The 24,407-nt window shown below is 63.3% G+C and carries 24 protein-coding genes and 2 riboswitches; of the genes, 15 read left to right on the forward strand and 9 right to left on the reverse strand.

Going from position 1 to position 24,407, the window contains the following annotated elements:
- Positions 1-8 precede the first annotated feature (8 nt).
- The 3 genes from GSQ83_RS10760 to GSQ83_RS29620 all read right to left on the reverse strand — a co-directional run bounded on the left by GSQ83_RS10760 (position 9) and on the right by GSQ83_RS29620 (position 1,995).
- Positions 9-695 carry a response regulator transcription factor gene (locus tag GSQ83_RS10760; RefSeq protein ID WP_158802888.1) on the reverse strand — a complete coding sequence of 229 codons (687 nt, stop codon included), beginning with the start codon at positions 693-695 and terminating at the stop codon, positions 9-11.
- A gap of 27 nt (positions 696-722) precedes the next feature.
- A complete protein-coding gene (locus tag GSQ83_RS10765) occupies positions 723-1,736 on the reverse strand; it encodes a S1C family serine protease (protein WP_254065617.1) in 1,014 nt (337 codons plus the stop codon).
- A gap of 76 nt (positions 1,737-1,812) precedes the next feature.
- Positions 1,813-1,995: a hypothetical protein gene (locus GSQ83_RS29620; protein WP_174246653.1), complete on the reverse strand. Its 183-nt coding sequence runs from the start codon at positions 1,993-1,995 to the stop codon at positions 1,813-1,815.
- On the opposite strand from GSQ83_RS29620, the gene GSQ83_RS10770 reads away from it, so the two are divergent.
- Both GSQ83_RS10770 and gpt read left to right on the forward strand, forming a co-directional pair.
- A complete protein-coding gene (locus GSQ83_RS10770; protein WP_254065618.1) occupies positions 1,994-2,317 on the forward strand; it encodes a tRNA-binding protein in 324 nt (107 codons plus the stop codon). The genes GSQ83_RS29620 and GSQ83_RS10770 overlap by 2 nt on opposite strands.
- Positions 2,317-2,793 carry a xanthine phosphoribosyltransferase gene (gene gpt / locus GSQ83_RS10775; protein ID WP_158802890.1) on the forward strand — a complete coding sequence of 159 codons (477 nt, stop codon included), beginning with the start codon at positions 2,317-2,319 and terminating at the stop codon, positions 2,791-2,793. The genes GSQ83_RS10770 and gpt overlap by 1 nt, the downstream gene beginning before the upstream one ends.
- 11 nt (positions 2,794-2,804) lie before the next feature.
- Here gpt and GSQ83_RS10780 read toward each other — a convergent pair whose 3' ends face one another.
- Positions 2,805-4,013, reverse strand: a complete 1,209-nt coding sequence (locus tag GSQ83_RS10780) for a UbiH/UbiF/VisC/COQ6 family ubiquinone biosynthesis hydroxylase (protein WP_158802891.1) — start codon at positions 4,011-4,013, stop codon at positions 2,805-2,807.
- 163 nt (positions 4,014-4,176) lie between these two features.
- On the opposite strand from GSQ83_RS10780, the gene GSQ83_RS10785 reads away from it, so the two are divergent.
- Together GSQ83_RS10785 and GSQ83_RS10790 are read left to right on the forward strand one after the other, a co-directional pair.
- Positions 4,177-4,515 (forward strand): P-II family nitrogen regulator, encoded by a 339-nt coding sequence (locus GSQ83_RS10785; RefSeq protein ID WP_158802892.1) that lies wholly within the window; start codon positions 4,177-4,179, stop codon positions 4,513-4,515.
- Between the two features lie 13 nt (positions 4,516-4,528).
- The gene (locus tag GSQ83_RS10790) at positions 4,529-5,854 is read left to right on the forward strand and encodes an ammonium transporter (RefSeq protein ID WP_371417999.1); all 1,326 of its coding nucleotides are present in this window, start codon (positions 4,529-4,531) and stop codon (positions 5,852-5,854) included.
- Positions 5,855-6,096: 242 nt separating this feature from the next.
- Here GSQ83_RS10790 and GSQ83_RS10795 read toward each other — a convergent pair whose 3' ends face one another.
- Positions 6,097-7,761, reverse strand: coding sequence for an alpha-amylase family protein (locus GSQ83_RS10795; protein WP_158802894.1), 1,665 nt, complete (start codon positions 7,759-7,761; stop codon positions 6,097-6,099).
- A 79-nt stretch (positions 7,762-7,840) separates the two neighbouring features.
- On the opposite strand from GSQ83_RS10795, the gene GSQ83_RS10800 reads away from it, so the two are divergent.
- Genes GSQ83_RS10800 through GSQ83_RS10815 form a run of 4 tightly spaced genes read left to right on the forward strand, consistent with a single transcriptional unit; the run spans position 7,841 to position 12,518 of the window.
- Positions 7,841-9,421, forward strand: a complete 1,581-nt coding sequence (locus GSQ83_RS10800; RefSeq protein WP_216850040.1) for an alpha-amylase family glycosyl hydrolase — start codon at positions 7,841-7,843, stop codon at positions 9,419-9,421.
- A gap of 48 nt (positions 9,422-9,469) precedes the next feature.
- Positions 9,470-10,252 (forward strand): DUF3750 domain-containing protein, encoded by a 783-nt coding sequence (locus tag GSQ83_RS10805; RefSeq protein ID WP_371417996.1) that lies wholly within the window; start codon positions 9,470-9,472, stop codon positions 10,250-10,252.
- Between the two features lie 48 nt (positions 10,253-10,300).
- A complete protein-coding gene (gene tehA, locus GSQ83_RS10810) occupies positions 10,301-11,254 on the forward strand; it encodes a dicarboxylate transporter/tellurite-resistance protein TehA (RefSeq protein WP_158802896.1) in 954 nt (317 codons plus the stop codon).
- A 25-nt stretch (positions 11,255-11,279) separates the two neighbouring features.
- Positions 11,280-12,518: a D-arabinono-1,4-lactone oxidase gene (locus tag GSQ83_RS10815; RefSeq protein WP_158802897.1), complete on the forward strand. Its 1,239-nt coding sequence runs from the start codon at positions 11,280-11,282 to the stop codon at positions 12,516-12,518.
- Between the two features lie 2 nt (positions 12,519-12,520).
- Here the strand turns inward: GSQ83_RS10815 and GSQ83_RS10820 are convergent, their stop codons facing one another.
- Together GSQ83_RS10820 and GSQ83_RS10825 are read right to left on the reverse strand one after the other, a co-directional pair.
- A complete protein-coding gene (locus GSQ83_RS10820; RefSeq protein WP_158802898.1) occupies positions 12,521-12,748 on the reverse strand; it encodes a hypothetical protein in 228 nt (75 codons plus the stop codon).
- A gap of 120 nt (positions 12,749-12,868) precedes the next feature.
- Complete coding sequence (locus GSQ83_RS10825; protein WP_158802899.1) at positions 12,869-13,021, reverse strand: hypothetical protein; 153 nt, start codon at positions 13,019-13,021, stop codon at positions 12,869-12,871.
- 327 nt (positions 13,022-13,348) lie between these two features.
- Positions 13,349-13,450, forward strand: a riboswitch (glycine riboswitch).
- 1 nt (position 13,451) lies between these two features.
- Positions 13,452-13,549: riboswitch (glycine riboswitch) on the forward strand.
- Positions 13,550-13,611: 62 nt separating this feature from the next.
- Here GSQ83_RS10825 and GSQ83_RS10830 point away from each other — a divergent pair.
- Positions 13,612-14,847 carry a D-amino acid dehydrogenase gene (locus GSQ83_RS10830; RefSeq protein ID WP_158802900.1) on the forward strand — a complete coding sequence of 412 codons (1,236 nt, stop codon included), beginning with the start codon at positions 13,612-13,614 and terminating at the stop codon, positions 14,845-14,847.
- 27 nt (positions 14,848-14,874) lie between these two features.
- Here the strand turns inward: GSQ83_RS10830 and GSQ83_RS10835 are convergent, their stop codons facing one another.
- On the reverse strand, positions 14,875-15,171 hold the full coding sequence (locus GSQ83_RS10835) for a hypothetical protein (protein WP_158802901.1): 297 nt from the start codon (positions 15,169-15,171) through the stop codon (positions 14,875-14,877).
- Positions 15,172-15,206: 35 nt separating this feature from the next.
- Positions 15,207-17,000: a sulfatase-like hydrolase/transferase gene (locus tag GSQ83_RS10840; RefSeq protein WP_158802902.1), complete on the reverse strand. Its 1,794-nt coding sequence runs from the start codon at positions 16,998-17,000 to the stop codon at positions 15,207-15,209.
- 364 nt (positions 17,001-17,364) lie between these two features.
- On the opposite strand from GSQ83_RS10840, the gene GSQ83_RS10845 reads away from it, so the two are divergent.
- From GSQ83_RS10845 to wrbA, 6 genes are all read left to right on the forward strand, one after another.
- A complete protein-coding gene (locus GSQ83_RS10845; protein ID WP_158802903.1) occupies positions 17,365-18,108 on the forward strand; it encodes an FkbM family methyltransferase in 744 nt (247 codons plus the stop codon).
- A gap of 279 nt (positions 18,109-18,387) precedes the next feature.
- Positions 18,388-19,980 carry an ABC transporter substrate-binding protein gene (locus GSQ83_RS10850; RefSeq protein WP_158802904.1) on the forward strand — a complete coding sequence of 531 codons (1,593 nt, stop codon included), beginning with the start codon at positions 18,388-18,390 and terminating at the stop codon, positions 19,978-19,980.
- Positions 19,981-19,995: 15 nt separating this feature from the next.
- On the forward strand, positions 19,996-20,958 hold the full coding sequence (locus tag GSQ83_RS10855) for an ABC transporter permease (protein WP_158802905.1): 963 nt from the start codon (positions 19,996-19,998) through the stop codon (positions 20,956-20,958).
- On the forward strand, positions 20,955-21,860 hold the full coding sequence (locus tag GSQ83_RS10860; protein WP_158802906.1) for an ABC transporter permease: 906 nt from the start codon (positions 20,955-20,957) through the stop codon (positions 21,858-21,860). Before GSQ83_RS10855 ends, GSQ83_RS10860 begins: the two co-directional genes overlap by 4 nt.
- Positions 21,857-23,638 (forward strand): ABC transporter ATP-binding protein, encoded by a 1,782-nt coding sequence (locus GSQ83_RS10865; protein WP_158802907.1) that lies wholly within the window; start codon positions 21,857-21,859, stop codon positions 23,636-23,638. Before GSQ83_RS10860 ends, GSQ83_RS10865 begins: the two co-directional genes overlap by 4 nt.
- 131 nt (positions 23,639-23,769) lie before the next feature.
- Entirely contained in the window at positions 23,770-24,369 is a 600-nt protein-coding gene (gene wrbA, locus GSQ83_RS10870) for an NAD(P)H:quinone oxidoreductase (protein WP_158802908.1), read from the forward strand.
- Positions 24,370-24,407 lie beyond the last annotated feature (38 nt).

Below are 24,407 nucleotides of genomic sequence, written 5' to 3' on the forward strand. Positions count from 1 at the left end.
ATCCGTCCCTAGGCCTCGTTATCCGGCCGCATGATGTAGCCGGCGTTGCGGACGGTATGCAGCAAGGGCCGGGGGAAAGGCTTGTCGACCTTCTGCCGCAGCCGGGAGACATGAACGTCGATCACATTGGTCTGCGGATCGAAGTGGTAGTCCCACACGCCCTCCAGCAACATGGTCCGCGTCACGACCTGCCCGGCATGGCGCATCAGATATTCGAGCAGCCGGTATTCCCTCGGCTGCAAATCAATCTTCTGGCCGGCGCGGCGCACGCTGCGGGACAGCAGATCCATCTCCAGATCGCCCACCGCTAGGCGCGTCACCACCGAATCGGCCTTGCCCCGCCGCGTTAGCGCCTCGACCCGCGCCAGCAGCTCGGCGAAGACGAAGGGCTTGGTGAGGTAATCGTCGCCGCCGGCCTTCAGGCCCTTTACCCGGTCATCGACCTGGCCGAGAGCGGAGAGGAACAACACGGGAGTCGTATTCTCCTGGGCTCGCAGCGTTTCCAGCAGCCGCAACCCGTCGATGCCGCCCGGCAGCATGCGGTCCAGGATGATCGCGTCGAAGGATTCGCTCGCCGCCATGAACAGCCCGTCGCGCCCGTTCGCGGCATGCTCGACGACATGCCCCGCCTCCCGCAGGCCCTTGACGACGAAACCGGCGACGTCCCGATCATCCTCCACCAGCAAGATCCGCATCTTGGCCTCTCCTCGCCTTCAGTCGTTCTACTCTGCCTGAGTCATGGGCCGTAGCCCGACCACGACAGTCGCCACCATGGGTCTGCCGCGCCGCACGACATTGAGCCGCGCGGAGCGCCCCGGATGAATCCCGGCGATCTTGCGGATCAGGCCGAGCGCGGTATCGACGGGCGCGCCATCGACCGTGAGGATGCGGTCCTTGGAGCGCAGACCCGCGCGCGCCGCTGGCCCCGAAGGCTCTACGCCCGTCACCACGACGCCGGGCGCCGCCGCGTCAGCCTCCGCATCCGAGACACCGATACCCAGCCAGCCACGGTCGATATGCCCGCGCTGTTCCAGCTCCGTCACGATCCCTTCGGCCAACTCGCTCGGGATAGCGAAGCCGATGCCGACCGAGCCGCCGGTCGGGGAAATGATGGCGGTGGTCACGCCGACGACCTCACCCGTCATGTCGAAGGTGGGTCCGCCGGAGTTGCCGGGATTGATCGGCGCATCGAGCTGCAGGAAGTCGTCGAACGGCCCGCTCATGATGTCGCGCCCACGGGCGGAGATTATGCCGGCGGTGACGGAGCTGCCGAGGCCGAAGGGATTGCCGGCGACTAGGATCCAGTCGCCGACCTCGACCTGTCGCGAATCGCCCCAGTTCACAGCGGGCAGCGCGTGGCGGGCGGCCACCTTGATGACCGCGATATCCGTCAGCTCGTCGATCCCCACGACTCGTGCCGGAAGCTGCGTGCCGTCTGCCAGGGAAACGGTGATCCGGCTCGCACCGCCCACCACATGGTCATTGGTCACGATGTAGCCGCTGGGATCGATGATGAAGCCCGAACCCGCCCCAAGCACACGATTCTTGCCGGGACGGTGCCGGCCGGGAACCTGATCCTGACCGTCGTCAGGGCTTTCGGCTGATTGTTCCTCGGTTACCGAGATATTGACGACGGAGGGTGCCACCTTCTTTACGAGGTTGCGAAAGCTCGGGAAGCCGTTCTGAGCTTGGGCGCAGCCGCAAAAGGAGAGCGTGAGCAGGCTAGCCGCGGCCAAGATGCCTGCGCGGGCGGGGCAGCGAGCCCTGAAGGCATAGGCAGGCCGAAGCGAGGAGTGGAACATTCTTCTCTTGTCACACAGCCAGGGCACGGTCATCCAGAGCCCGAGCCGCCTGATTGCGGTGATTGCCAAGGTTTAACGACAGGACAATCTGCCACAAGGTAACGGCCGGGGATCGGCCGGTCTCCGCCAAGGTAATGGCGGCAAGAGCGAGCGGGATTGGAAGAGGTTTGAGCGTGAGCAGCACCATCTCCATGGACGACTTCCATAAAGTGGATATCCGAGTCGGGACGATCGTCGATGCCCAGCCTTTCCCTGAGGCGCGAAAGCCCGCGATCAAGCTATGGATCGACTTCGGCCAGCCGCTCGGTGTGAAGCGATCCTCCGCCAAGCTCACGCGCCATTACATGCCCGAGACGCTGATCGGGCGGCAGGTCTGCGCCGTGGTCAATTTCCCGACGCGGCAGATCGGTCCTTTCGTTAGCGAGGTCTTGACCTTGGGGATGCCGGATGCGAGCGGCGAGGTTGTGCTCATCAAACCCGATTTGCGAATCCCCGACGGAGGCAGGCTCTTCTGATGGCCCAACATTACTACACGGTCACCTGGGACCAGCTTCATCGCGATGCGCGTGCCCTGGCATGGCGGCTGATGGGCGCCGGCCCTTGGGCGGGCATCGTCGCGGTGACTCGGGGCGGCCTGATCCCCGCCGCCATCATCGCGCGAGAACTGGAATGCCGTTTGATCGAAACCGTCTCGGTCGTCGCCTATGAGGATGAGGACCTTGGGCAGCCTCGGGTCACCAAGGCGCCGATGGCTGCCGGGGATGGCACTGGGTTCCTGATCGTCGATGATCTCGTGGACACCGGAGCAACCTCCCGGGTCGTGCGCGCCCTGCTTCCACGTGCCCATTTCGCCACGGTCTATGCGAAACCCGCCGGCAAGAACGAGGTGGATACCTTCGTGACGGAGGTATCGCAGGACACCTGGATCCTTTTCCCGTGGGACACCGACGCGACGCCCCAATTCGTGGCGCCGATGGCGCGGGGGTCGTAGCGGGTCCTCCTTCAGCCAGCACCCATCGCGCGCCGCATGAAGAAGCGCTTCACCGGCGGCAGGCGGTGGACGGCGGCGATTCCCAGGTCACGCGCGCCACGCAGCAGCGGATTGTCGTTGCTGAATAGCCGGTCGAGCACATCCGTCGCCGCCAACATCATGAGATTGTCCGGCCGCCGCTGGCGCTGATAGCGCGCGAGCACGCCGCTCTCTCCCGGATCATTGCCGCGCTCCAAAGCCTCGAGCACCAGGCGGGACAGTTCGGCCGCGTCGCGCAGCCCCAGATTAAAGCCCTGGCCTGCGATCGGATGGATGCCATGCGCCGCATCACCCACCAAGGCGAGCCGCGTATCGACGTAGCGCGTCGCCAGCAGGGCCGAGAGCGGATAGTGCCAGCGCCGCCCCAGCAGGCGAATCCCGCCGAGATGATCGCCCAGCCGCCGGGCCACCTCGCGGGTGAAGGCTGGCGCGTCCAGCGCCGCGAGGCGCTTGGCCACGTCCGCGCGGTCGGTAAAGACGATCGCCGAGACATGCGGGGCGCCCGGCGTCGGGCCCATGGGAAGCTGCGCGAAGGGTCCGCCGGGCAGGAAATGCTCCAGCGCGACGTTCTCGTGGTGACGCTCATGCGCGATGGCGCAAACGATGCCGCTCTGGCGATAGGGGTAGCGGATGACCGGGATACGCGCTTGGCGCCGCAGTGGACTCTCTCGCCCCTCGGCCGCGATGACGAGACGGCAGGTGATGCGCTCCCCGGCTTTGGTGCGGACCACGACCCCCTCCGCGCTCCGCACGACGTCGATCTGAGCCGGGGCGAAGAGGGTAATGCCGCGGCCGGCATGCAGCCGCCGGTTCAACGCGATCCGCAAAGCCCGTGCCTCAACCATCCAGCCGAAGGGTCCGCCATCCAGCTCGGCCTGATCGAAATGAAGGAATAGCGGCGAGGCTGGCCGGCCTGGCCTGCCATCGGACACCCGGATCTGCTCGATCGGACTGGGCTCGAAGGGCAGTGCATCCCATAGCCCGCCCTGGCTCAGCAGCGGCACCGAGCCGGCGGCTATGGCATAGGCCCGGCCATCGAAGTCGGGATGTTCCATCGGCGACAGCGGCGCGCGGTCGAATACCGCCACTCGCGCCCCCGCCTCGGCCAGACGGCAGGCGAGCGCGCCGCCCACCGGCCCGGCTCCCACGATACAGACGTCGACAGTCAATTCGGTGGTCATCACGGTCCCGGCGCTAAAGGCTGCCCGTTATATAGGCGGCATCCCATCGAGCCAGAGCCCTTCTCCTCGGACGGCCAGCGAAATTGTTCCGTGGCACGCCGCTTGCAAGCCTCCCCGGCAATCACGTTTCGCGTGATCGACAACCGGGAGAGAGGACGGCGACATGAAGCTGGTCATGGCCATCATCAAACCTTTCAAGCTCGACGATGTTCGGGAAGCACTGACACCCCTCGGGGTTCAAGGGCTCACGGTCTCCGAGGTGAAGGGTTTTGGCCGACAGAAGGGGCAGACCGAGATCTACCGCGGCGCGGAGTACCACGTGAACTTCCTGCCGAAGGTCAAGATCGAGGTCGCGGTGCCATCGGACCTCGCGGAGCAGGTGGTCGAGGCCATCATGCGTGCCGCGCACACAGGAAAGATCGGAGACGGCAAGATTTTTCTGATGGACGTCGAACGCGTCGTGCGGATCCGCACCGGCGAGCTCGACGCCGAGGCGCTTTGAAAAGGAACCGATGATGCAGCGACTTCTCTCGAGGCGCGTGACGCGCGCCGCGGCACCGCTTCTCGCGCTGCCGTTCCTTGCTATCTCGGTTCCCGCCTTCGCCGCGGATGCCCCGAAGATAGACACGGGCAACACTGCCTGGATGCTGGCATCCACCGCGCTCGTTCTCATGATGACCATTCCAGGCCTTGGCCTGTTTTACGCTGGTATGGTGCGTAAGAAGAATGTGCTGGCGACGCTGGCGCAATCCTTCGCCATCTGCTGCCTTGTCACGATCGTCTGGTGCGTGGTCGGCTACAGCCTCGCCTTCACCCCCGGCAACGCCTATATCGGCGACCTTTCGCGCTTCATGCTGAATGGCTTTGGCGCCAACTGGAACAAGGACTTCCTGCTGGGCGGCACGGTGGATCAGACGATCCCCGAAAGCGTCTACATGATGTTCCAGATGACCTTCGCGATCATCACCCCGGCGCTGATCTGCGGCGCTTTCGCGGACCGCATGAAGTTCAGCGCAATGTGCATCTTCATGGTGGTGTGGTCGATCGTCGTCTACAGCCCGATCGCACATTGGGTGTGGTCGACGACCGGCTGGGCCGGAGCCGCTGGCGTGCTCGACTTCGCGGGCGGCACCGTCGTGCATATCAATGCCGGTATCGCTGGCTTGATGTGTGCCATCGTGCTCGGCAAGCGCACCGGCTACGGCAGCGAGAATATGCATCCGTATAACGTGGGCTATTCGATGATCGGGGCGAGCTTGCTCTGGGTCGGCTGGTTCGGCTTCAACGCGGGTTCCGCGGTTGCCGCCAATGGCCGCGCCGGCATGGCGATGGCCGCGACTCAAATCGCGACCGCCGCGGCGGCGCTCGGCTGGATGTTTGCCGAGTGGATCATCCGCGGCAAGCCGAGCCTCCTCGGCATTGTTTCTGGCGCCGTCGCCGGTCTCGTCGCGATTACGCCGGCTTCGGGATTCGTGTTGCCTGGTCCGTCCATCATTATCGGCGTCGCCGCCGGCGTCGGCTGCTTCTTCGCCGCGACCACGATGAAGAACTTCCTCGGCTACGACGACAGCCTGGATTGCTGGGGCGTACATGGCATCGGAGGTATTATAGGTGCTTTGCTTACCGGAGTATTCGCCTTCGGTCCGCTGTACGGAGGATCGGGAGGAAGTCTCCATCAGCTCATGATCCAATGCGAAGGCATTGGCGCCACACTGATCTGGAGCGGAGTGCTCTCCTTCGTCATTCTCAAGATCATCGACATGACCATCGGCCTCCGCGTCTCGCGGGACGACGAGGTGGAGGGTCTCGACATCACCATGCACGGCGAGCAGATCGTCTAACTTCGGCTGCTGTTCGGTTGGCAAAAGGGAGCGCCTCGCAAGGGCGCTCTTTTTTGTTGGTGCGGCGCAGTTCGGGCCAAACTAGAGCGTGATGATCGGACGTTGAACCGCGACCTAAAGATTCGTCATGGCACGCGAAGGCGTGCCATCCACGCCTTCTTCGTTGCGCAAGCAAGGCGTGGATGCTCGGCCTTCGCCGAGCATGACGTGGTAGCTCAAAAACAGATCGAAGGCATCCCGAACTAAACGTCGCTCCGACGAAGCAGATAGTCGAGGCCACCGACGCGGAACCAGCGATAGCCATAAGGTTCGAGCAGCACGCTGTGCCGCCCGTTCGTCCCTGGCTCGCTGTGATCGTTGGACAGCAAATTCACCAGCAGGCTATCATGCGTTCCCTCCGCGCCGGGCCGCAGCGTCACTTCCCGCGGAACCGCGCCGAAATTGTGCAGGAACAGCACGGCATTGCCTCGCCAATCGTAACGCATCGCCAGCACCTCGTCGGTGTCGACGCGTAGAATAGCGAAGGTCCCCCAGCCGATCTCCGGAACCTCCTTTCGCATGCGGATGATCCGCTCCATCCAATTCAGCATCGAGTCCGGATCACGGCGCTGGTCAGCGACGTTCACATGCTCATACGAATACGCGCCGTCGCCAATCACCGGCAGAACGGGCGAGTCACTATACGTAAACCCGCCCTGCGCCTCAGATGACCATTGCATCGGCGTCCTAGCGCAATTGCGCTCGGGCAGACTGAGATCGTCACCCATGCCGATTTCGTCGCCGTAGCGAACGACCGGCGTGCCCGGCAGCGTCATCATCAGGCTATAGGCCATCTCCAACCGCCGCCGGTCGCCTTGCAGCATGGGCGCCAGGCGGCGGCGGATCCCGCGATTATAGAGCTGCATATTCTTGTCCGGCCCGAAAGCGGCGAACACCACGTCCCGCTGGGTTTTGGTCAGGCGTCCGAGATCAAGTTCGTCATGGTTGCGCAGGAACAGGCCCCATTGCGCGGTCGCCGGCCGCGGTTCGGTCGCCTTCAGCGCGCGTGCCAGGGGGCGCGTGTCGGAGCTGGCCAGTGCATAAAACAGATGCTGATTGACCTGGAAATTGAACATCATCTGCATGCGTTCGCCGGTCTCTCCGAAATATTCCATGTCGGTATTCGGCAAGACATTCGCCTCGCCGAGAATGATCGCCTCGCCCTGCCGCCACTGCAGGAACTCGCGAAAACTCCGCAGCATGTCGTATTGCTCAACCGGCTTCGTGATTCCTGCGCCCTTGCGGGCAATCACGAACGGCACCGCATCCATCCGGAAGCCGGAGACGCCGAGCTGCAGCCAGAATCCCATGATCTTGAGGATCTCCGCCTGGACAACGGGATTCGCCGTGTCGAGATCGGGCTGAAATTCGTAGAAGCGGTGGAAATACCAGGCTTTCGCGAGCGGATCACGCGTCCAGGTCGATTTCTGCACGCCGGGGAAGACCACGCCATCCTCGCTATGCGCCGGCTTCTTCTCCGACCACACATACCAGTCGCGATAGCGGGACTTCGGGTCGCGCCTAGCCTCCTGGAACCAAGCATGCTGATCGGAGGTGTGATTGACCACCAGATCGATCAGCACCCGCATGCCGCGCTGTTTGCACCCATTGGTGAATTCAACGAAGTCGCCAAGCGTGCCGAAGCGCGGATCGACCCCGTAGTAATCCGCCACATCATAACCGTTGTCGCGCTGCGGCGAGGGCTGGAACGGCATCAGCCAGATTGCCGTTACACCGAGGCCCTGCAGATAGTCCAGCCGGCGGATCAGGCCTTTGAAGTCCCCGACCCCATCGCCATCCGCATCCATGAAGGTGCCGACCGACAGGCAGTAGATGATCGCGTTCTTGTACCACAGGTCGTTGATCATGCGTCCATCCCTGCCATCTCTTGGGGCGGGCGACGTGATCGCCGCCGCCGTCCGGTCTGACATGAGGTGGAGTGCGTGAATGGAAATGGCTTGGTGGCAGCGCGGGATCGTTTATCAGGTCTATCCGCGATCATTCCAGGATACCAACGGGGATGGCGTCGGCGACCTCCGGGGGATTGCCGAGCGACTGGATTATCTGGTTTCGCTTGGCGTGGATGCGGTCTGGCTCTCGCCGATCTACCCCTCGCCAATGGCGGATTTCGGCTACGACGTCGCCGATTACTGCGGGATCGATCCGATCTTCGGCACGATGGCGGATTTCGACGCGCTAGTGGCCCGTGCCCATGGCCTAGGACTGAAGCTCATCCTGGACTTCGTGCCCAACCATACCTCCGACCAGCACCCCTGGTTCCTCGACAGCTCCGCGAGCCGGACATCCCCACACCGCGACTGGTATCTCTGGCGCGACCCGGCGCCCGATGGAGGACCGCCCAACAACTGGCTGAGCAATTTCGGCGGTCTTGGCTGGACGCTGGATGAGCGCACCGGCCAATACTATTACCACTCCTTCCTGCCGCAGCAGCCCGACCTCAACTGGCGCAATCCGGCGGTGCGGGCGGCCATGGCTGATGCGCTGCGTTTCTGGCTCAACCGCGGGGTGGATGGATTCCGCGTCGATGTCATGTGGATGATGATCAAGGACGACCAGTTCCGCGACAATCCGCCGAACCCGGACTACACACCCGGCGGCTCGTCTCATGACAGGCTGATCCCGCTGTACACCGCCGATCGGCCCGAGGTGCATGATGTCGTCGCCGGATTGCGCAGGGTTCTCGACGAATATCCTGATCGCGTCATGATCGGTGAACTCTACCTGCCGATCGATCGGCTGGTGACCTATTACGGTCCGAATCTCGACGGCGCCCAGCTGCCCTTCAACTTCCAGCTGCTGCTGAGCGCCTGGAACGCGGCGACCATCGCGGCCATCATCGAGACCTACGAGGCGGCCTTGCCGGCGGGTGGCTGGCCTAACTGGGTGCTCGGCAACCACGATCGTCCCCGCATCGCGAGCCGGATCGGCGCGGCCCAGGCAAGGGTCGCCGCGATGTTGCTGCTGACCCTGCGTGGCACGCCGACGATCTTCTACGGCGAGGAGATCGGCATGGAGGATGTGCCGATCCCACCAGCGGAGGTGCAGGACCCGGCGGAAAAGCGCGAGCCCGGCCGTGGCCTGGGGCGCGATCCGGAGCGGACCCCGATGCTTTGGGATGGCTCGTCCGGCCATGGCTTCAGCACCGGCACCCCCTGGCTGCGCTTCGGCGCGCAGGCCACCGATGCGGCGAGACAGGCGGCTGACCCCACCTCCATGCTGGCTCTCTACCGCGAACTCATCGCACTTCGCCGGGGGAGCCCGGCCCTGCTGCATGGCCGAGTGGCTCACGTAGTGGCGGATGGCGACGTGCTCTCGTACGAACGCCACAGCGACACTCAGCGACTCGCCATTTTCCTCAACCTCGGAGAGACGCCCCGAAGCATCTACACCTCGGCGGGCAAAATCATCCTCTCTACCCAAGGGCGCGGCGAGACTTTGGCTGGCGAGACCACCCTCGGAGGATCGGAAGCGATTGTCGTCGAGATCCGGGCATCAGATCAGCCATAGGACGCCGTTGAGATCTGCTGCGCCGCACCAATTTCCTGCCGCATGCGCTTGTTCGAAACTTCGTTGCTGCTGTTCCTGGTCTTCTACCCGCTGCCGCTCGGCATCTCGGCGGTGCTCTACCGGCTCAAGGGCGTCGGCGCGGGATGGCGGACGGCGGACCGGTCGAGCATCGGCCACCTGCCGCCGGCCAGCCGCCATCCGCAGGCCGTGGTTCGCATCTTCGCCGCGCAGACGGTCCGCTGGCGCGGCATCTTCGCGACCCATTGCTGGATCGTCTTCAAGCCCACCGGCGCTGCCACCTATACCCGCTACGACTACACGGCCTGGGGCGACCCGATCCGCCTGAACGGCTTCGAGCCCGACGGGCGCTGGTTCGGACAGCGCCCAGAGGTGGTCTTCGCGACCGACGGCGCCGCCGCCGCCGCCCTGATCCCGCGCGTGCAGGCGGCAATCCAGGGCTATGCCCTAAGGAACCATGGCGACTACCGCGCCTGGCCTGGTCCGAACTCCAACACCTTCGTCGCCGCCATTATCGACGCGGTGCCGGAAATCCGCGCTGCTTTGCCGCCCACGGCGATCGGCAAGGACTTCCCCTATGACGGCCGCTGGCTGCGCCGAGCCCCCTCCGCCACCGGCTTACGCCTCACCATCGGCGGCTATCTCGGCGTGACGCTGGCCTGGGTTGAGGGCGTCGAGGTCAATATCCTCGGCGCCGTCGCTGGTCTCGATCTCAGGCGCCCGGCGATCAAGCTTCCCGGCCTCGGTCGCCTCGGCATGCGCGGGCCGGACGGACCGGCGGCACCGCTGGTCAATGCCGTGGCGCCGGGCTGACAAAACCGCCATAGCTTGAGGCTTGTCCCGGAGAGCAGGCCGCCACGGATGTCTTCACGGATCGCCTTGCCGATGATCCCGGCAGCCCTCTTCGGCATCGTATTGGGCGTCGCGGGCCTCGGTTTCGACTGGCGCTCCGCCCATCGAGCCTGGGGATTGCCGAGCGCTGTCGGCGAGACGATCCTCGCGATCGCCGCCATCATCTGGGCTGTGCTGATCGTCCTTTATACCGCCAAGTGCATCTTCGCGCGTGACGCCGCGCTGGTCGAACTCGGCCACCCCGTGCAGTGCTGCTTCTTCGGGCTGATCGGCGTCGCGACCATGTTGATCGCGGGGGCCGCCCTGCCATATTCCCGAGCGATGGCCTGGGTCTTTTTCACGCCGGGCGCGCTTTTCACCCTGGGCTTCGCACTCTGGCGCACCGGTCTGCTGTGGCGCGGCGAGCGTGATCCTGGAACAACAACCGCGGTGCTGTATCTCCCCGCCGTCGCGGGGTCCTTCGTCACCGCTATCGTGGTCTCGGCACTCGGCTATCCCGACTGGGGTCAACTCGCCTTCGGGGCCGGCCTATTTTCCTGGATCGCCATCGAGTCGGTGTTGCTGCACAGGCTCTATACAGGGGCGGTCATGCCGGCAGCATTGCGACCGACTCTCGGCCTGCAGCTTGCGCCACCGGTGGTCGGTGCCGTCGCTTATCTCTACGTCTCAGGCGGTGCTCCGGACCTCGCGGCGCGCGCCATGCTGGGATATGGCCTGCTTCAGGCCCTGTTGCTCCTACGGGTGCTGCCTTGGATCACGGAGCAGCGCTTCGCCGCCTCCTATTGGGCCTTCAGCTTCGGCGTAACGGCGCTCGCCAATGCACCGCTAGTCATGGTGATCCACGGTGAAACCGGCGCTGTTGCCGAGCTTGCGCCGGTCTTGTTTTGCGCGGCGAATTTGGTCGTGGGCTTGCTTGCGATCCGCAGCCTTGTGCTGCTGCCTGGGAGCTTCAGGCGGAACTAGAACCGGCCAGTTTGGGGAGCGAGCGATGGACTTCGAAAAGGGCGGCCTGTGGCGCAACTGGGTCGGCAACCAGTCCTGCATCAGCCGCTACAAGGGGGCGCCCGAGAGCGAGGCGCAGCTCGCCGAAATGATGGCCGAAGCCGATGCCCGCGACCTCAATCTTCGCGTTGCCGGCTCCGGCCATTCCTTCACGCCCGTCGTGGGCACCAACGGGCTGCTGCTATCCCTCGCCAATCTGCGCGGCATCATTGATGTCGATGAAAGCCGTCACCGCGTAACGGTTGCCGCCGGCACGCGGATCGGGGATCTCGGCCGTGCCCTGAAGGCGCGCGGCCTTTCCCTCACCAACCAGGGCGACATCGACACGCAGGCGATTGCCGGCGCGTTCACCACCGGCACGCATGGCACTGGGTTGCGCCTTGGGAACCTGGCCTCGCAGATCGTCGGCCTGCGTCTGGTGCAAGCGGACGGCACCATCCTCGCGATCGACGAGAGCGACCCGGAACTGCTGCATGCGGCCCAGGTCTCCGTCGGCACGCTGGGGGTAATTTCGGCGCTCACGCTGCAGACGATGCCGGCCTACAATCTGCACGAGCGGCTATGGCGCGATGATTTCGAGACCTGCATGGCGCGGCATGACGAACTCGCCGCCACCCACCGGCATTTCGGCTTCTTCTGGTGCCCGACTCCCGAAAGCCGCCATCTCTATTGCCTCGCCGATACCGCCGCGGTTTCCAGCACCGACAAAACCGCCGATGTCTGCGAGATGAAGGTGATGGACATTACCGAGGCGCCGCCGAAGGAAAGCCCCTTCGAGCGCGTCGCCTATAGTTCCGATGTGTATCCCATCGAATACGTGCCCAACTTCGTCGAGCTGGAATACGCGGTGCCGCTGGAACACGGCAAGGACGCCGTGCGGGCGGTGCGCGACCTCATGCTCACCAAACACACCAATTGCATCTTCCCGATCGAGTATCGCTTCACCGCCGGCGACCCGGCCTGGATGAGTCCCTTCCATCATCAGGACAGCATCACGCTTTCGGTGTCCGGCGGTCCCGGCATCGACTATTGGGACTTCCTCCGCGACACGGACACGATCCTGCGCCGCTACAAGTCCCGACCGCATTGGGGCAAGATGCATTTCCTCGACACGGAGGATGTGACGCAGATCTATCCCCGCGCCGAGGATTTCCGCGCGCTCCGCCGCCGCCTCGATCCCCAGGGCCGCTTCCTCAACGACCATCTGCGCATGCTGCTGGGGTGAGCCTAGCCATGCAAGGCGGCGTGCGTCAGCCCCCACACGTGCTGGCGTTGCTCGTCTGGTGGTAGCGTGTCCAGTGAGACGCCGTTCACGAATATTGTCGGTGATGGTCCGGGGATCAGCCGATAGTGCTTCAGGTGCAGCAGGTGGCTCGGAGGTGCCCCGTTCAAGGTGCCTTTGGACGTCACGTCTATCTCGCCATTGGCGTGACGTACCGCTGTGTAGCCGATCATAGCACTTTCCGGTGTTATCACACTAAGCAGCAACGGCTGGTTAACGTTCGGGACGAGCTGCGATATATTTTGGATCGCAGGCAAGCAGTCGATTCGAAGTCTCGAACGATCCTTTGTATATCATAGACGCATATTATTCGCCGCATCGGTCTTGATGTTCCGTTTGGGTTCGATCGATCCCAACCTTTCCTCGAAGAGATTGCACGGATCGCGCAATGATTCGGCCGAGGTTACCGTTTTAGCTGCGAAACCTGTTGCGAGAGTGGTGGTCATCTAGTCCTCATACCCGCCGTGTTGAATAACATCCCCCGCGCCATTGCTGAGACCCGCGCGGAACCGATTGGTTGCGAGAGAATGGGCCGACAGTTTTCGATCTAACGTGACTAACCTTTCCGAATAGCAAAGGCGGCCTGGACGGCACCCTCCCTGGCGCGATGTTCCAGGAGGGCGGCGTCTGCCGAGTCGGCCTCGCAAGACCGTCCCTGCCCAAGACTCGAGGAAGATCCATGGGCAGCACTGAACCGCGCGCGAGCAGGAACCCAGCCATCGGCCGATTATCGTTGCCAGCAACCTCTGCGGGTGGAATACTCGTATGTCCGCTACAGCCTTGCGGGAGAGACCGGACGGGGCCTTCAGCCTCCATCCGGCGCCGACGGAGCAACCTCCCGGAATCTCTCAGGCACCAAGGACCGCAAGGCCAGGACACTCTGGAGAGAGGTGCGATAAGGGCACCCACCGAAGGGGAAGCCGTGATCGCCGCGTGGCGATCGGGGTTACACTCTCAGGTAACGGGACAGAGGGGGGAGCCGACTGGACATGCGTGTCCAGTTTTTATCGTCTCTCTCTCGCCCGGAGGTCGCCTTTTGTCTCATGTCGCCGTTATCGGAGCCGGTGTAACCGGCATCACGACCGCCTATGCCCTCGCCCTGCGTGGCTACGATGTCACCGTGCTGGACCGCAACCGCGATCCCGCAATGGGCACATCCTACGCCAATGGTGGCCAGCTCTCCGCAAGCAACGCCGAAGTATGGACCACGGCCGCCACCATCCTCAAGGGTATCAAATGGATGATGCGCCGGGATGCCCCCCTCCTCGTTAACCCCTGGCCGTCCTGGCACAAATACTCCTGGATGGCCGAGTTCGTCGGGCAAATCCCGAATTACCGGCGCAATACGGTCGATACCGTCAGGCTCGCGATCATCGCGCAAAAACACCTCACCCGGATCGCCGAGACCGAGGGAATCGAGTTTCACCGGGAAAATACCGGCATCCTCCACCTCTATCGCGCCAAAGCCGGATTCGACCACGCGATGCAGGTGAACGAGCTTTTGTCGGAGGGGGGCCTCGACCGTAAGGCCGTGACACCCGAGGAAATGCGGGCGATCGAACCCACGCTGCAAGGCGACTATTACGGCGGCTTCTACACGGCCTCGGACTTCACCGGTGACATCCACGCCTTCACGCGCGGCCTGGCCAGTGCTTGCGAGCGGCGCGGCGTGAAGTTCATGTATGACACGGATGTCCGGCTGCTCGCGCATCAGGGTGGTGGCATCGCCGTCGACTGGCACCATGCCGACAAGCGCCGCGAGCCGCGCGCTCTGGAAACGCTCAAGGCCGATGCAGTGGTGATTTGCGCGGGGGTAGCGAGCCCGCGCTTTGCCCGGCAGCTTGGCGATCGCGTCAATATCTACCCGGTCAAAGGCTACTCCATCACCATCCCCCTGCTAACCGAACAAAGCAGCCGCGGCGCACCGCGTGTCAGTCTGCTCGACGACGAGACCAAAATCGTCTCGAGTCGCCTGGGCGAGCGTTTCCGGGTGGCAGGAACGGCCGAATTCAACGGCTACAACCTCGATATCCGTGCCGATCGCATAAGGCCTCTGGCGGAATGGACCCGGGATCTTTTCCCAGAGGTCGATACGAGCTCAGCGATCCCCTGGGCAGGGCTGAGGCCGATGACCCCGAGCATGGTGCCGCGCGTCGGCTCCGGGAGTCGCAAGGGTGTCTTCTACAACACCGGGCACGGCCATCTGGGTTGGACACTCTCCGCCGCGACCGCGGAAACCGTCGCGGAAACCGTCCACGCCGCCATCCACTGAGCCAATCGCGGGCGCCTGGGACCCGGCTTAGGGCGTCCCGCCATTCGCATGGGTCTTGAGCGGCTTGTCGAGGAGCTTGTCGTAAAGATGATTGATCTTCGCGTTGATGGCGTCGTTTTGCTGCGCTGACGGCGCCACGCCGGCCGCGCGCTCTTCGGGGTCCACAACGCCTGGATTCGGATCGTGGGCCACTCCACCCCAGATATTGCCTTCCCGAAGGGGAACCGCATTGCTTTGAGTCTGGGCCGAAACCGGCAACGCCGCCCCGGCCAAACCCGCCGCTAGAACGGCGAGCCCCAGAAACGACGGGATGGTTCTCTTCATCTTGCGCTCTCCATCATAGCAACCGGCCCGAGCCCTCACCGTTCCGATTTTGGGGGAAAATACCACTTTCCATCTCGGATCGGTAGGAAGCTCCCGTCATCATCGCCGACCTCCTCGGCAAGGCGCTGGTTGAGCGTGGTGTTCATCGCCATGATGAGATCGGTATGCGCGGACGGAGTGAGCGCGAGGTTATCGACCTCCTCCGGGTCGTTCCGCAGGTCATAAAGCTCAAGGTCATTATTGGCGGTCAGATCCTCATAACTCGTGGGCGTATTGAAATCGAGCGGAGCGAAATAGCGGCTGAACCGATAGCGCCCATCGAAAACGCTACGAATGCCGCAGCGGTCGTGGAAATCGGGCTCGGTCTTGAGCAGCGCCGCGATCTTATCGGGCGCCGAAGCCGATGAATCCATATAGTCGTCCATCATCTTCGCCCATTTGGCGTCCTGAAACGACAGCATGTTGTAGTTGAAGAGCGATGCCGGCCTGAGCGAGTTATAATCGGCCTTGTCCGGCGCGCCCATCAAGCCTGAGAAATTGCGTCCCTTGAGGCCGAACCCGACCGTGCTCAGCGCCTCCGGCTCGGCGCCGGTGAGCGCCATCAGTGTCGGCGCAAGGTCGATCTGCGAGGTCACTGCCTTGCAGGTCACGCCGCCGGGATAGGCGGGATGGACAATCATCAGCGGCAGATGGTTCTGCTGGCGATAGGCGCAATTCCCCTTGCCGCGCATCTGATGATTGCCGCCAAGCTCGCCGTGATCGGCGGTGAAGACGATGATGGTGTTCTTGTCCATGCCATTGTCTTTGAGCGACTGCAGCACACGAACGACTTGCCGGTCGCAGTCGCGGATGCAGTTGTAGTAATAGTTGCGCAGCAGCCGCCAGCGGCGATCCTCATCCGGCCAGGCGCCGACGAGGGTGTCCTGCACGCTCTGATAAATCTTCTGCCCGCGCGGGCGGCCGGGCGCATCGAAGGACTGGCCGCGCGTTGCCGGAAGTGCCACGTCCCATTCCGACTGGTAGATCGCATCGGCGGGCGGTCGCGCGATCGGCATAGCATGGGACTTCCCCTGCACGGTCTCGCCTGGCAAATCGGAATCTACATACATCACATCATGCGGGTTGACGAAATTGACGGCGAGATACCAGGGCTTGCCCGCCGCTCGCAAAGTCTCACCCTGCGTGCGCAGCCAGCGCGTTGTGAACGCCGTGGTGGTGTCATCGTAATTGTAGCCGCCGAGCGTCGTATCGATGATGTCGCCGACGCCGAAGAAATCGTCGAAGCCATAGGATTGGATGATCTTGCGGTAATCCGCCAGCGGCGCGTCGATCGCTTTCTTCGCCTGGTCCAGATTGTAGCTCAGATGCCATTTACCCTGATAGGCCGCGTGATAACCCAGCGCTGCCATGCGGTGTCCGATGGTTTTCACCTCGGTGGACATATCGGGCTGCCAAAGCGAACCGGCATTGTCGAAGATGCCGGTGTTCTGGATGTGCTGGCCGGTATAGATGGTCGAACGCGCGGGCGAACAAACGCAAGACGCCGCCTGATGGTTCGTGAAGGTGACACCGTTTTTCTTGATCCATTCGCGGCCGGGAACCGGAATTGGCCATTCCTCAAAGAAATGCTCTTGATCGACGAGGATGAAGAGAATGTTGTAACCGCCTGGCGGCGCACCTGGCGCGATGATGGGCTCGGCCTTCGCGGTCGCCGCATGCGCCGAGGGAATCAGTTCCGCCAGCAATTGGGCGGCACCCAGCGCCGCGATCCCGCCAGTCATCAATCCGCGGCGGGATGGATTGCGCGTGCTGCTTGGCGTGTCGGTCATCGTCGTCTCCGGATCGGGGGCAGGCGAGCCCGCAACAACCGCAAGGTATTTGCGAAGCAGCGAAGAGACTTTCTTCTTGAGCAGACGAGAGGCCAAACCGCAAGGCGCGGCTTGGTTATCTTAATCCTCTAGGCGCAGTAGTTGGGGTGGCTCTGAGATCTTGATCCGTTTCTCGTGCCACGACGAGAATCAGCATCTTAATTGATCCAAATCTCTCATTTCTGTCTCAGTCGGCAAAATTGCCATGCGCTGAAAGGGTGGCCGGAATTTGCTCCAACATCATCTTGCGCGTTTACGACTGACGCGCTTTTCATTACGATATCGTTCCACTTGTCGCGTTTACTGGAGAGGTGTCCCCACGGCCATGGCTCTTCCATTTAGCTTCGTTGCCCCGACGGTGTACGGCCAGATGATCTTAAGCCGATACGATATCAATCAGACTGGAGCCTTGCTGCGCACGGGCGCAGCCGAGGGGCATGGCGATATCGAACTAATGAGAAGCATCCTCGCCACGATCGAGGCGCCTCATGTCTTCGTTGACGTTGGTGCTAACGTCGGCGCCTACTCTCTTGGGTTAACTAGCGCCATCGGCAGTCAAGGCAAGATTTACGCTTTCGAGCCACAACGGATTATCTTTAATATGCTCGCGGGCACAATGGCTTTGAACGGCGTCACGAATGTTTTTTGCCATAACATCGCTTTAGGAGAGAGAGAAGATCTTATAGAAATTCCTCAGTTCGATTACGATAAATCACTAAATTTTGGAAGTATCGAGTTTGGCCCACAACAGAAGGAGGCCTTATCCCAGACACGAGGGAAGAATCCCGAAAAGATAGAATACGTGCGTCTGGCAACGCTTGATTCTTTTGAATTCACTAATGTCAATCTTCTGAAAATCGATGCTGAAGGGATGGAAATGCAGATCCTCGAAGGCGCTAACCAAACTATCAGCAACTGCCGACCGGTCATGTATATCGAATTCTTCAAATCCGACCGCACTGCACTACAACAGAAGATTATCAGTCACGATTACGATGTCCACGTAAACGGAGTCAACTTTCTTTGTATCCCACGCGAACGATCAGCCGATATCCGCGTAAGAAGTTAGCAACAAACCAGCAGACGAGAGATAACTGGATGCCGATGCTGACAGATTGTGTCTGGCGAAACTCCGAACCCAACGCAGCGCTTTCGCATCCAACTGTTTTGCTAAAATAACGTACTCAGCATACGCCTTTTGGGTGATGTCCACGCCCGCCCAGTGCGGTGGGCAGCCAGTCCACCCCGAAACCCCGTCCACTTGTCATCAATGCGGGTGCCCGTCATGCTGACGGCACATGACGAGGCGCGCGCCTGATCGCAGGGCGCCCGGGGGGGAAGTGAAGCCATGAGCCAGCGACATGATGGGCCGCAGGATCGTCTCCTGACGCCGACCCGACGCGGATTCCTCGCCACCACCGGTGTTGGCCTGGGCGCCGCCGCCACCCTGATGGCGGGCGGGCAAGCGGCGCGGGCGCAGAGCACGACGCCCAAGCGCGGCGGCAATCTGCGTGTCGGCATGACGGGCGGCAGCAGCTCGGACACCATCTCCGCAAGCAATACCGTCACGCAGCTCGACAATCCGCGCATCCTGGCGCTGTTCGAGCCGCTGGTCTCCGTCGATCGGCATGGCGTGGTCTCCAATATCCTCGCCGAATCGCTCGAGCCGAATGCAACGGCCACGGAATGGACCATTCGTCTTCGCGCCGGCCTGACTTTCCACAACGGCAAGGACGTGACGGCCGACGACGTTCTGTTCTCGCTCAAGCGCATCGTCGATCCCAAGGCGCCGCTGCCGGGTGCGACACCCCTTTCACCCGTCGATTTCGCCAATGCCAAGTCGCTCGATGCACGGACGCTGCGCCTGCCGATGAAGACGCCTTATGCGGATTTCCCCGGCGGCATGTCGGCGCCGGAATACTTCTCGATCGTGCCCACCGATTACGATGTGAAGAACCCAGTCGGCACTGGCCCGTTCAAATACAAAAGTTTCACCCCCGGCGAGCAGAGCGTCTACACACGCAACGAGCATTATTGGCGCAGCGGCCAGCCCTATCTCGACACGCTCACCATCATCGATTTTCCGACCGACGAGGCGGCCTTCGCGGCGCTGCAAGGTGGCGTCATCGATGTATTCTGCCAGGCGCCGATTTCACTCATGCAGCAGATCGGCTCGGGTGGCCCGATCAAGGCTCTGGTCTCGGACCCGGGACAATGGGTGCCCTTCACCATGCGCGTCGACAGCCCGCCCTTCAATGATCCGAAGGTGCGCAAGGCCCTGCGCCTGCTCGTCGATCGCCAGCAACTCGTCGATGTCGCGCTGAACGGCTACGGCGCGGTCGGAAATGATATCTTCTCGCCCTGGGATAGCTGCTACGACGCTTCGGCCTGGAAGCGGGACCGCGATGTCGATCAGGCGAAGTCGCTGCTCAAACAGGCGGGGCAGGAGAAGCTGACCGTCGAGCTGGTCACCTCGGATATCGCCAGTTCCTCGGTGCGCTTCGCGGAGGTCATTGCCCAGCAGGCGCAGGATGCCGGCGTCACTATCAATCTCCGCAAGGTGACGACCGATGTGATCTACGGATCGCAATATCTCAACTGGCCGTTTTCGCAGGATTGGTGGAACTACAAGCCCTATCTCGCCCAGGTCGCGATGGAGCTGCTCACCACCTCGCCCTTCAACGAGACGCATTGGCAGAAGGCGCCCTCCTACGACCGCTATCTGAAACTGTACAATGACGCGCAGGCGACCTTGGATCACGGCAAGCGCTGCGACATCATCCACGAGATGCAGAAGATCGATTTCGAGGAAGGGGCGCTCATCATCCCCTGCTTCAACAAGAATATCGATCTCATGACCTCGAACGTGCAGGGCTTCCAGCCGAGCAACACCGGCTATGCGCTGGGCAATTTCGGCTTCGCGGATGCCTGGCTTGGCTGATCCGGCGAGCCGCCGGTGAAGCGGCTCATCATCCGGCGGCTCCTTTTTGGGCTGCTCACGCTGTTTCTCGTCTCGGTGGTGATTTTCGCCGCCACCGAGATCCTGCCGGGCAACGCGGCCCGCGCTCTGCTCGGCCGCGATGCGACGCCCGACGCACTGGCCGCCGCAGTGGCCAGACTCCATCTCGACCGGCCGCTGACGACGCAATACGGGCTTTGGCTGGGCGGCATCCTGACCGGCCAGCCCGGCAATTCGCTGGTCAACGGCCGCTCCGTGCTCGGCCAGGTCATGCCGCGCGTCGAGAATTCGCTGACCCTTCTCGTGCTCGCGGGTCTCGTGGGTGTGCCGATCTCTCTGCTCGCGGGCATCTTCGCGGCGAGCAGGCGCTCCGGGTTCTTCGACAATGTCGTCTCGGTGACCGCTTTGGGACTCGCGGCGACACCCGAGTTTGTCGTCGGCTTCTTCACCGTGATCGTCTTCGCGACCTCCGTCTTTCACTGGTTGCCGCCTGTCTCCATGGTCGCACCCGGCGCCAGTGTTTTGGCGCGGCCGCAGATCCTCGTGCTGCCGGTTCTCACGCTTATATTGGTGATCTTCCCTTACCTGTTCCGCATGATCCGCAGTTCGATGATCGAGATCCTGCAAAGCGATTACGTGGAGATGGCACGCCTTAAGGGCGTCAGCCGCGGCCGCATCATCTTCGTCCACGCATTACCCAATGCCATCGCGCCGACCGTGCAGGTCATCGCGCTCACCTTCGCCTATCTGGCTGGCGGCGTCGTGCTGGTGGAATATGTCTTCGCCTATCCCGGCATCGGCCAGAGCCTCATCTACGCGATCTTCGCGCGCGATGTTCCGGTGATCCAGTTCGAGGTCATCCTGCTGGCCGCCTTCTACGTCGGCCTCAACATCCTCGCCGACCTCATCACCATTCTGGTGACGCCAAAGCTGCGCGCCCGCGCCTGGCAAACCTCGTGACGCGGGTTCTCGGGCGAATCCTGTCGCTCGGCTCCGGCGCGGTCGGGCTCGCGCTGGTGCTGATCGTGGTCGCCATTGCGCTGATCGGCCCCTTTGTCGCGCCGCATTCGCCGACCGCCTTCGTCAGTTTCTCTTTCGCGCATCCGACGGGGAAATATCCCCTCGGCACGGACATGATGGGGCACGACACGCTGTCGCGCGTGCTGAAGGGCGGCTGGCGCATCCTGATCATGTCGACGGGCGCCACGATACTGGGCGTCGGCACCGGCGCGCTCTTTGGCATCTGGGCCGGCTATGCGAAGGGCGTCACGGACGAGGCGATCATGCGCGCCGCCGACGTATTGATGGCCTTCCCGCAGATCATCCTGGCGCTGCTCTTCATCAGCCTGCTCGGCCCCAGGCTTTGGCTGCTGACCGTATTGGTCGGCGCCATCCATGCGCCTCAGGTCGCCCGCGTCTTCCGCGCCGCCACGCTGCGGGTCGCGGGCGAGGATTTCGTGCGTCACGCGGAATCGCTCGGCGTCGCGGCCTGGAAGATCATCCTGCGCGAGATCCTGCCCAACGTGACCTCGCCGCTCATGGTCGAGTTCGGCCTTCGCCTCGCCTATTCGGTCACCCTCATCGCGGGCCTCAGCTTCCTCGGTTTCGGCGTCCAGCCGCCAACCCCCGACTGGGGCACGATGATCAACGAGAACCGCATCGGACTGATGGCAAGCCCCTGGCCGGTGCTCATACCCATTCTTCTGATCGCGCTTCTCACCATTGGCATGAACCTGCTGACTGACGCCCTCGCCCGCGCCATGCTCGGAGGCGCCCGCAGAGTCGATCTCGCAAGCCCGCCAATCGAGGACATGCCAGGCGCCGCCGAACGGGAAATCGCGGTGGCGGGCGTGCTGCGATGAGCGCGGCGGCCGACAATCGCGAGGCGCTGGCGGTCACCGGCCTCGAAGTCGCGATGGCGGGCGTCGGCCTGCCGGTGGTGAGCGACGCCTCCTTCACGCTGAAGCCCGGCGAGATCCTTGGCCTTGTCGGCGAATCCGGTTCGGGCAAGACCACGCTCGGCCTTGGTCTGCTCGCGCATCACCGGCGCGGGCTCGTCATCAGCCAGGGCCGCGTGATGATCGACGGCCGCGACCTGCTCACCATTCCGGCGCATGACCTGCCCGCGATCCGCAAATCGCTGATCCGTTACGTGCCACAGGATTCCGGCACCGCGCTGAACCCCGCGCTGCGCATTCGCACGCAGCTCGCGGAGAATTTCGACGATCCTGGCAAGGTCGATGACGACACGCTCATCGCGCTGCTGGAGGAGGTAAAACTGCCCGGCAAGCGGGGTCTGCTACGCGCCTATCCGCATCAACTCTCAGGCGGCCAGCAGCAGCGTGTGGCGATCGCGATGGCCTTCGCCGGGCATCCGCGCGTCGTCGTCATGGACGAACCGACCACCGGACTTGACGTCACGACGCAAGCCCATGTGTTGCAGACCGTGCGCCAGCTCTGCCGCGAGCATGACATCGCCGCCGTCTATGTCAGCCACGACCTCGCGGTCGTCGCCTCCCTCGCTCAGCGTGTCGCTGTCATGTATGCAGGCCGCATCGTCGAGATCGGCCCGACCGACCAGGTGCTTCGCCGCCCGCTGCACCCCTACACCACCGCGCTCATCAAAGCGGTGCCGGATATCGACAAGCGCAGCCGGATCGAGGGGATCCCGGGCCAAGCGCCGGAGCCAGGGCGCCGCCCACCCGGTTGTTCCTACGCGCCGCGTTGCCCGCTGGTCATCCCGGCCTGCCGCGCTGAGATGCCGGCATTGCGCGACCAGATAGAAGGCCATGCGGTGCGCTGCATTCGTCCGGGCGAAAGCATCGGCGGCGCGGAAGCCACACTGCTCGCCCCCACCGCCGCGGCGTCGCAACCCGCGCCGGTACTGCGGCTTGCAAGTCTCGTCGCGCATTATGGCGCCACGGAGATCCTGCACGGCATCTCCTTCGACGTGCCGGAGCGTGGTTGTGTCGCGCTGGTCGGAGAATCCGGCTCGGGTAAGACCACGCTTGCCCGCACCATCGGCGGGCTGCATGCCGAGGTTCATGGCGGAATGTTCTTCCGCGGCGCCCCGCTCCCAGCCGGTTCACGGCACCGCAACGCCGAACTGCGCCGCCGCATCCAATACGTCTTCCAGAACCCCTATGCCTCGCTCAACCCGCGCCGCAGCATCGGCCAGTCCATCGCCATCGCCCTCCAGACCTTCGAATCGCCCGGCCGGACCGAGTTGCGGCGGCGCATTTCCGAAGCGCTCGAACAGGTGGCGCTTCCCGCCAGCGCCGCCAGCCGGCGGCCGCATGAGCTTTCCGGCGGCCAGTTGCAGCGCGCGGCGATTGCCCGTGCGCTCGTGGTCAAGCCGGAACTGCTGATCTGCGATGAGGTGACCTCGGCGCTCGATGTCTCGGTCCAGGCGGTGATCATCGCGCTGCTCAGCGACCTGCAGCGGGATCATGGCCTGTCGATGCTCTTCATTACGCATAACCTCGCCCTCGTCCGCAGCATCGCTCAGAGCGCAGTCGTTATGCAGAGCGGCAGGATCATCGAGGCAGGCGAGATCGATCAGGTTCTCGATCACCCTCAGGCCGCCGAAACCAAACTGTTGCTGGCGGACGTGCCCCGCTTCGAAAGCGCGGTTGCCTGACCTTTCGGCGCCGCACACTGTTAAGCGGGATGATCGTGTCCTTCGACTTTATCGGGGTTTTCGCCCGGTCGCCCGGCGTCCATCTTGCGGCCCCGCGCCAACCTTCGGCGCGGTAACGTTAGGAGTTCGCCATGGCGAAAGTTCTCGTCCTCTACTACTCGACCTACGGCCATATCGAGCGCATGGCAGAAGCCGTCGCCGAAGGCGCGCGGGAGGCCGGGGCCGAAGTTGCGATCCGTCGGGTGCCCGAGACCGTGCCGGAGGCAGCTGCCACAGCCAACCATTTCAAGCTCAACCAGGCAGCTCAGGTCGCCAATATCGAAGAGCTTGCGGATTACGATGCCATCATCATCGGCTCGGCCACGCGCTTCGGGCGCATCACCAGCCAAATGGCCTCCTTCCTCGATCAGGCCGGCGGCCTTTGGATGCGCGGCGCGTTGAACGGCAAGGTAGGCGCCGCTTTCACCTCGACCGGAACGCAGCATGGCGGGCAGGAGACGACGCTGTTCTCCCTGATCACCAATCTACTGCATTTCGGCATGGTCGTTGTCGGCCTGCCCTATAGCTTCGCGGGCCAGATGAAGCTCGACGAAATCACCGGCGGCAGCCCGTATGGCGCCAGCACCATCGCGGGCACCGATGGCTCGCGCCAGCCGAGCGAGAACGAATTGGCGGGCGCCCGCTTCCAGGGCAAGCATGTCGCCGAGGTCGCAGCGAAACTGGCCGCCTAACGCAAACGCCGCGCCGCCACCTTCACCTTGCCGTGACC

This window comes from Acidisoma sp. L85, assembly GCF_009765865.1.
Lineage (GTDB): Bacteria > Pseudomonadota > Alphaproteobacteria > Acetobacterales > Acetobacteraceae > Acidisoma.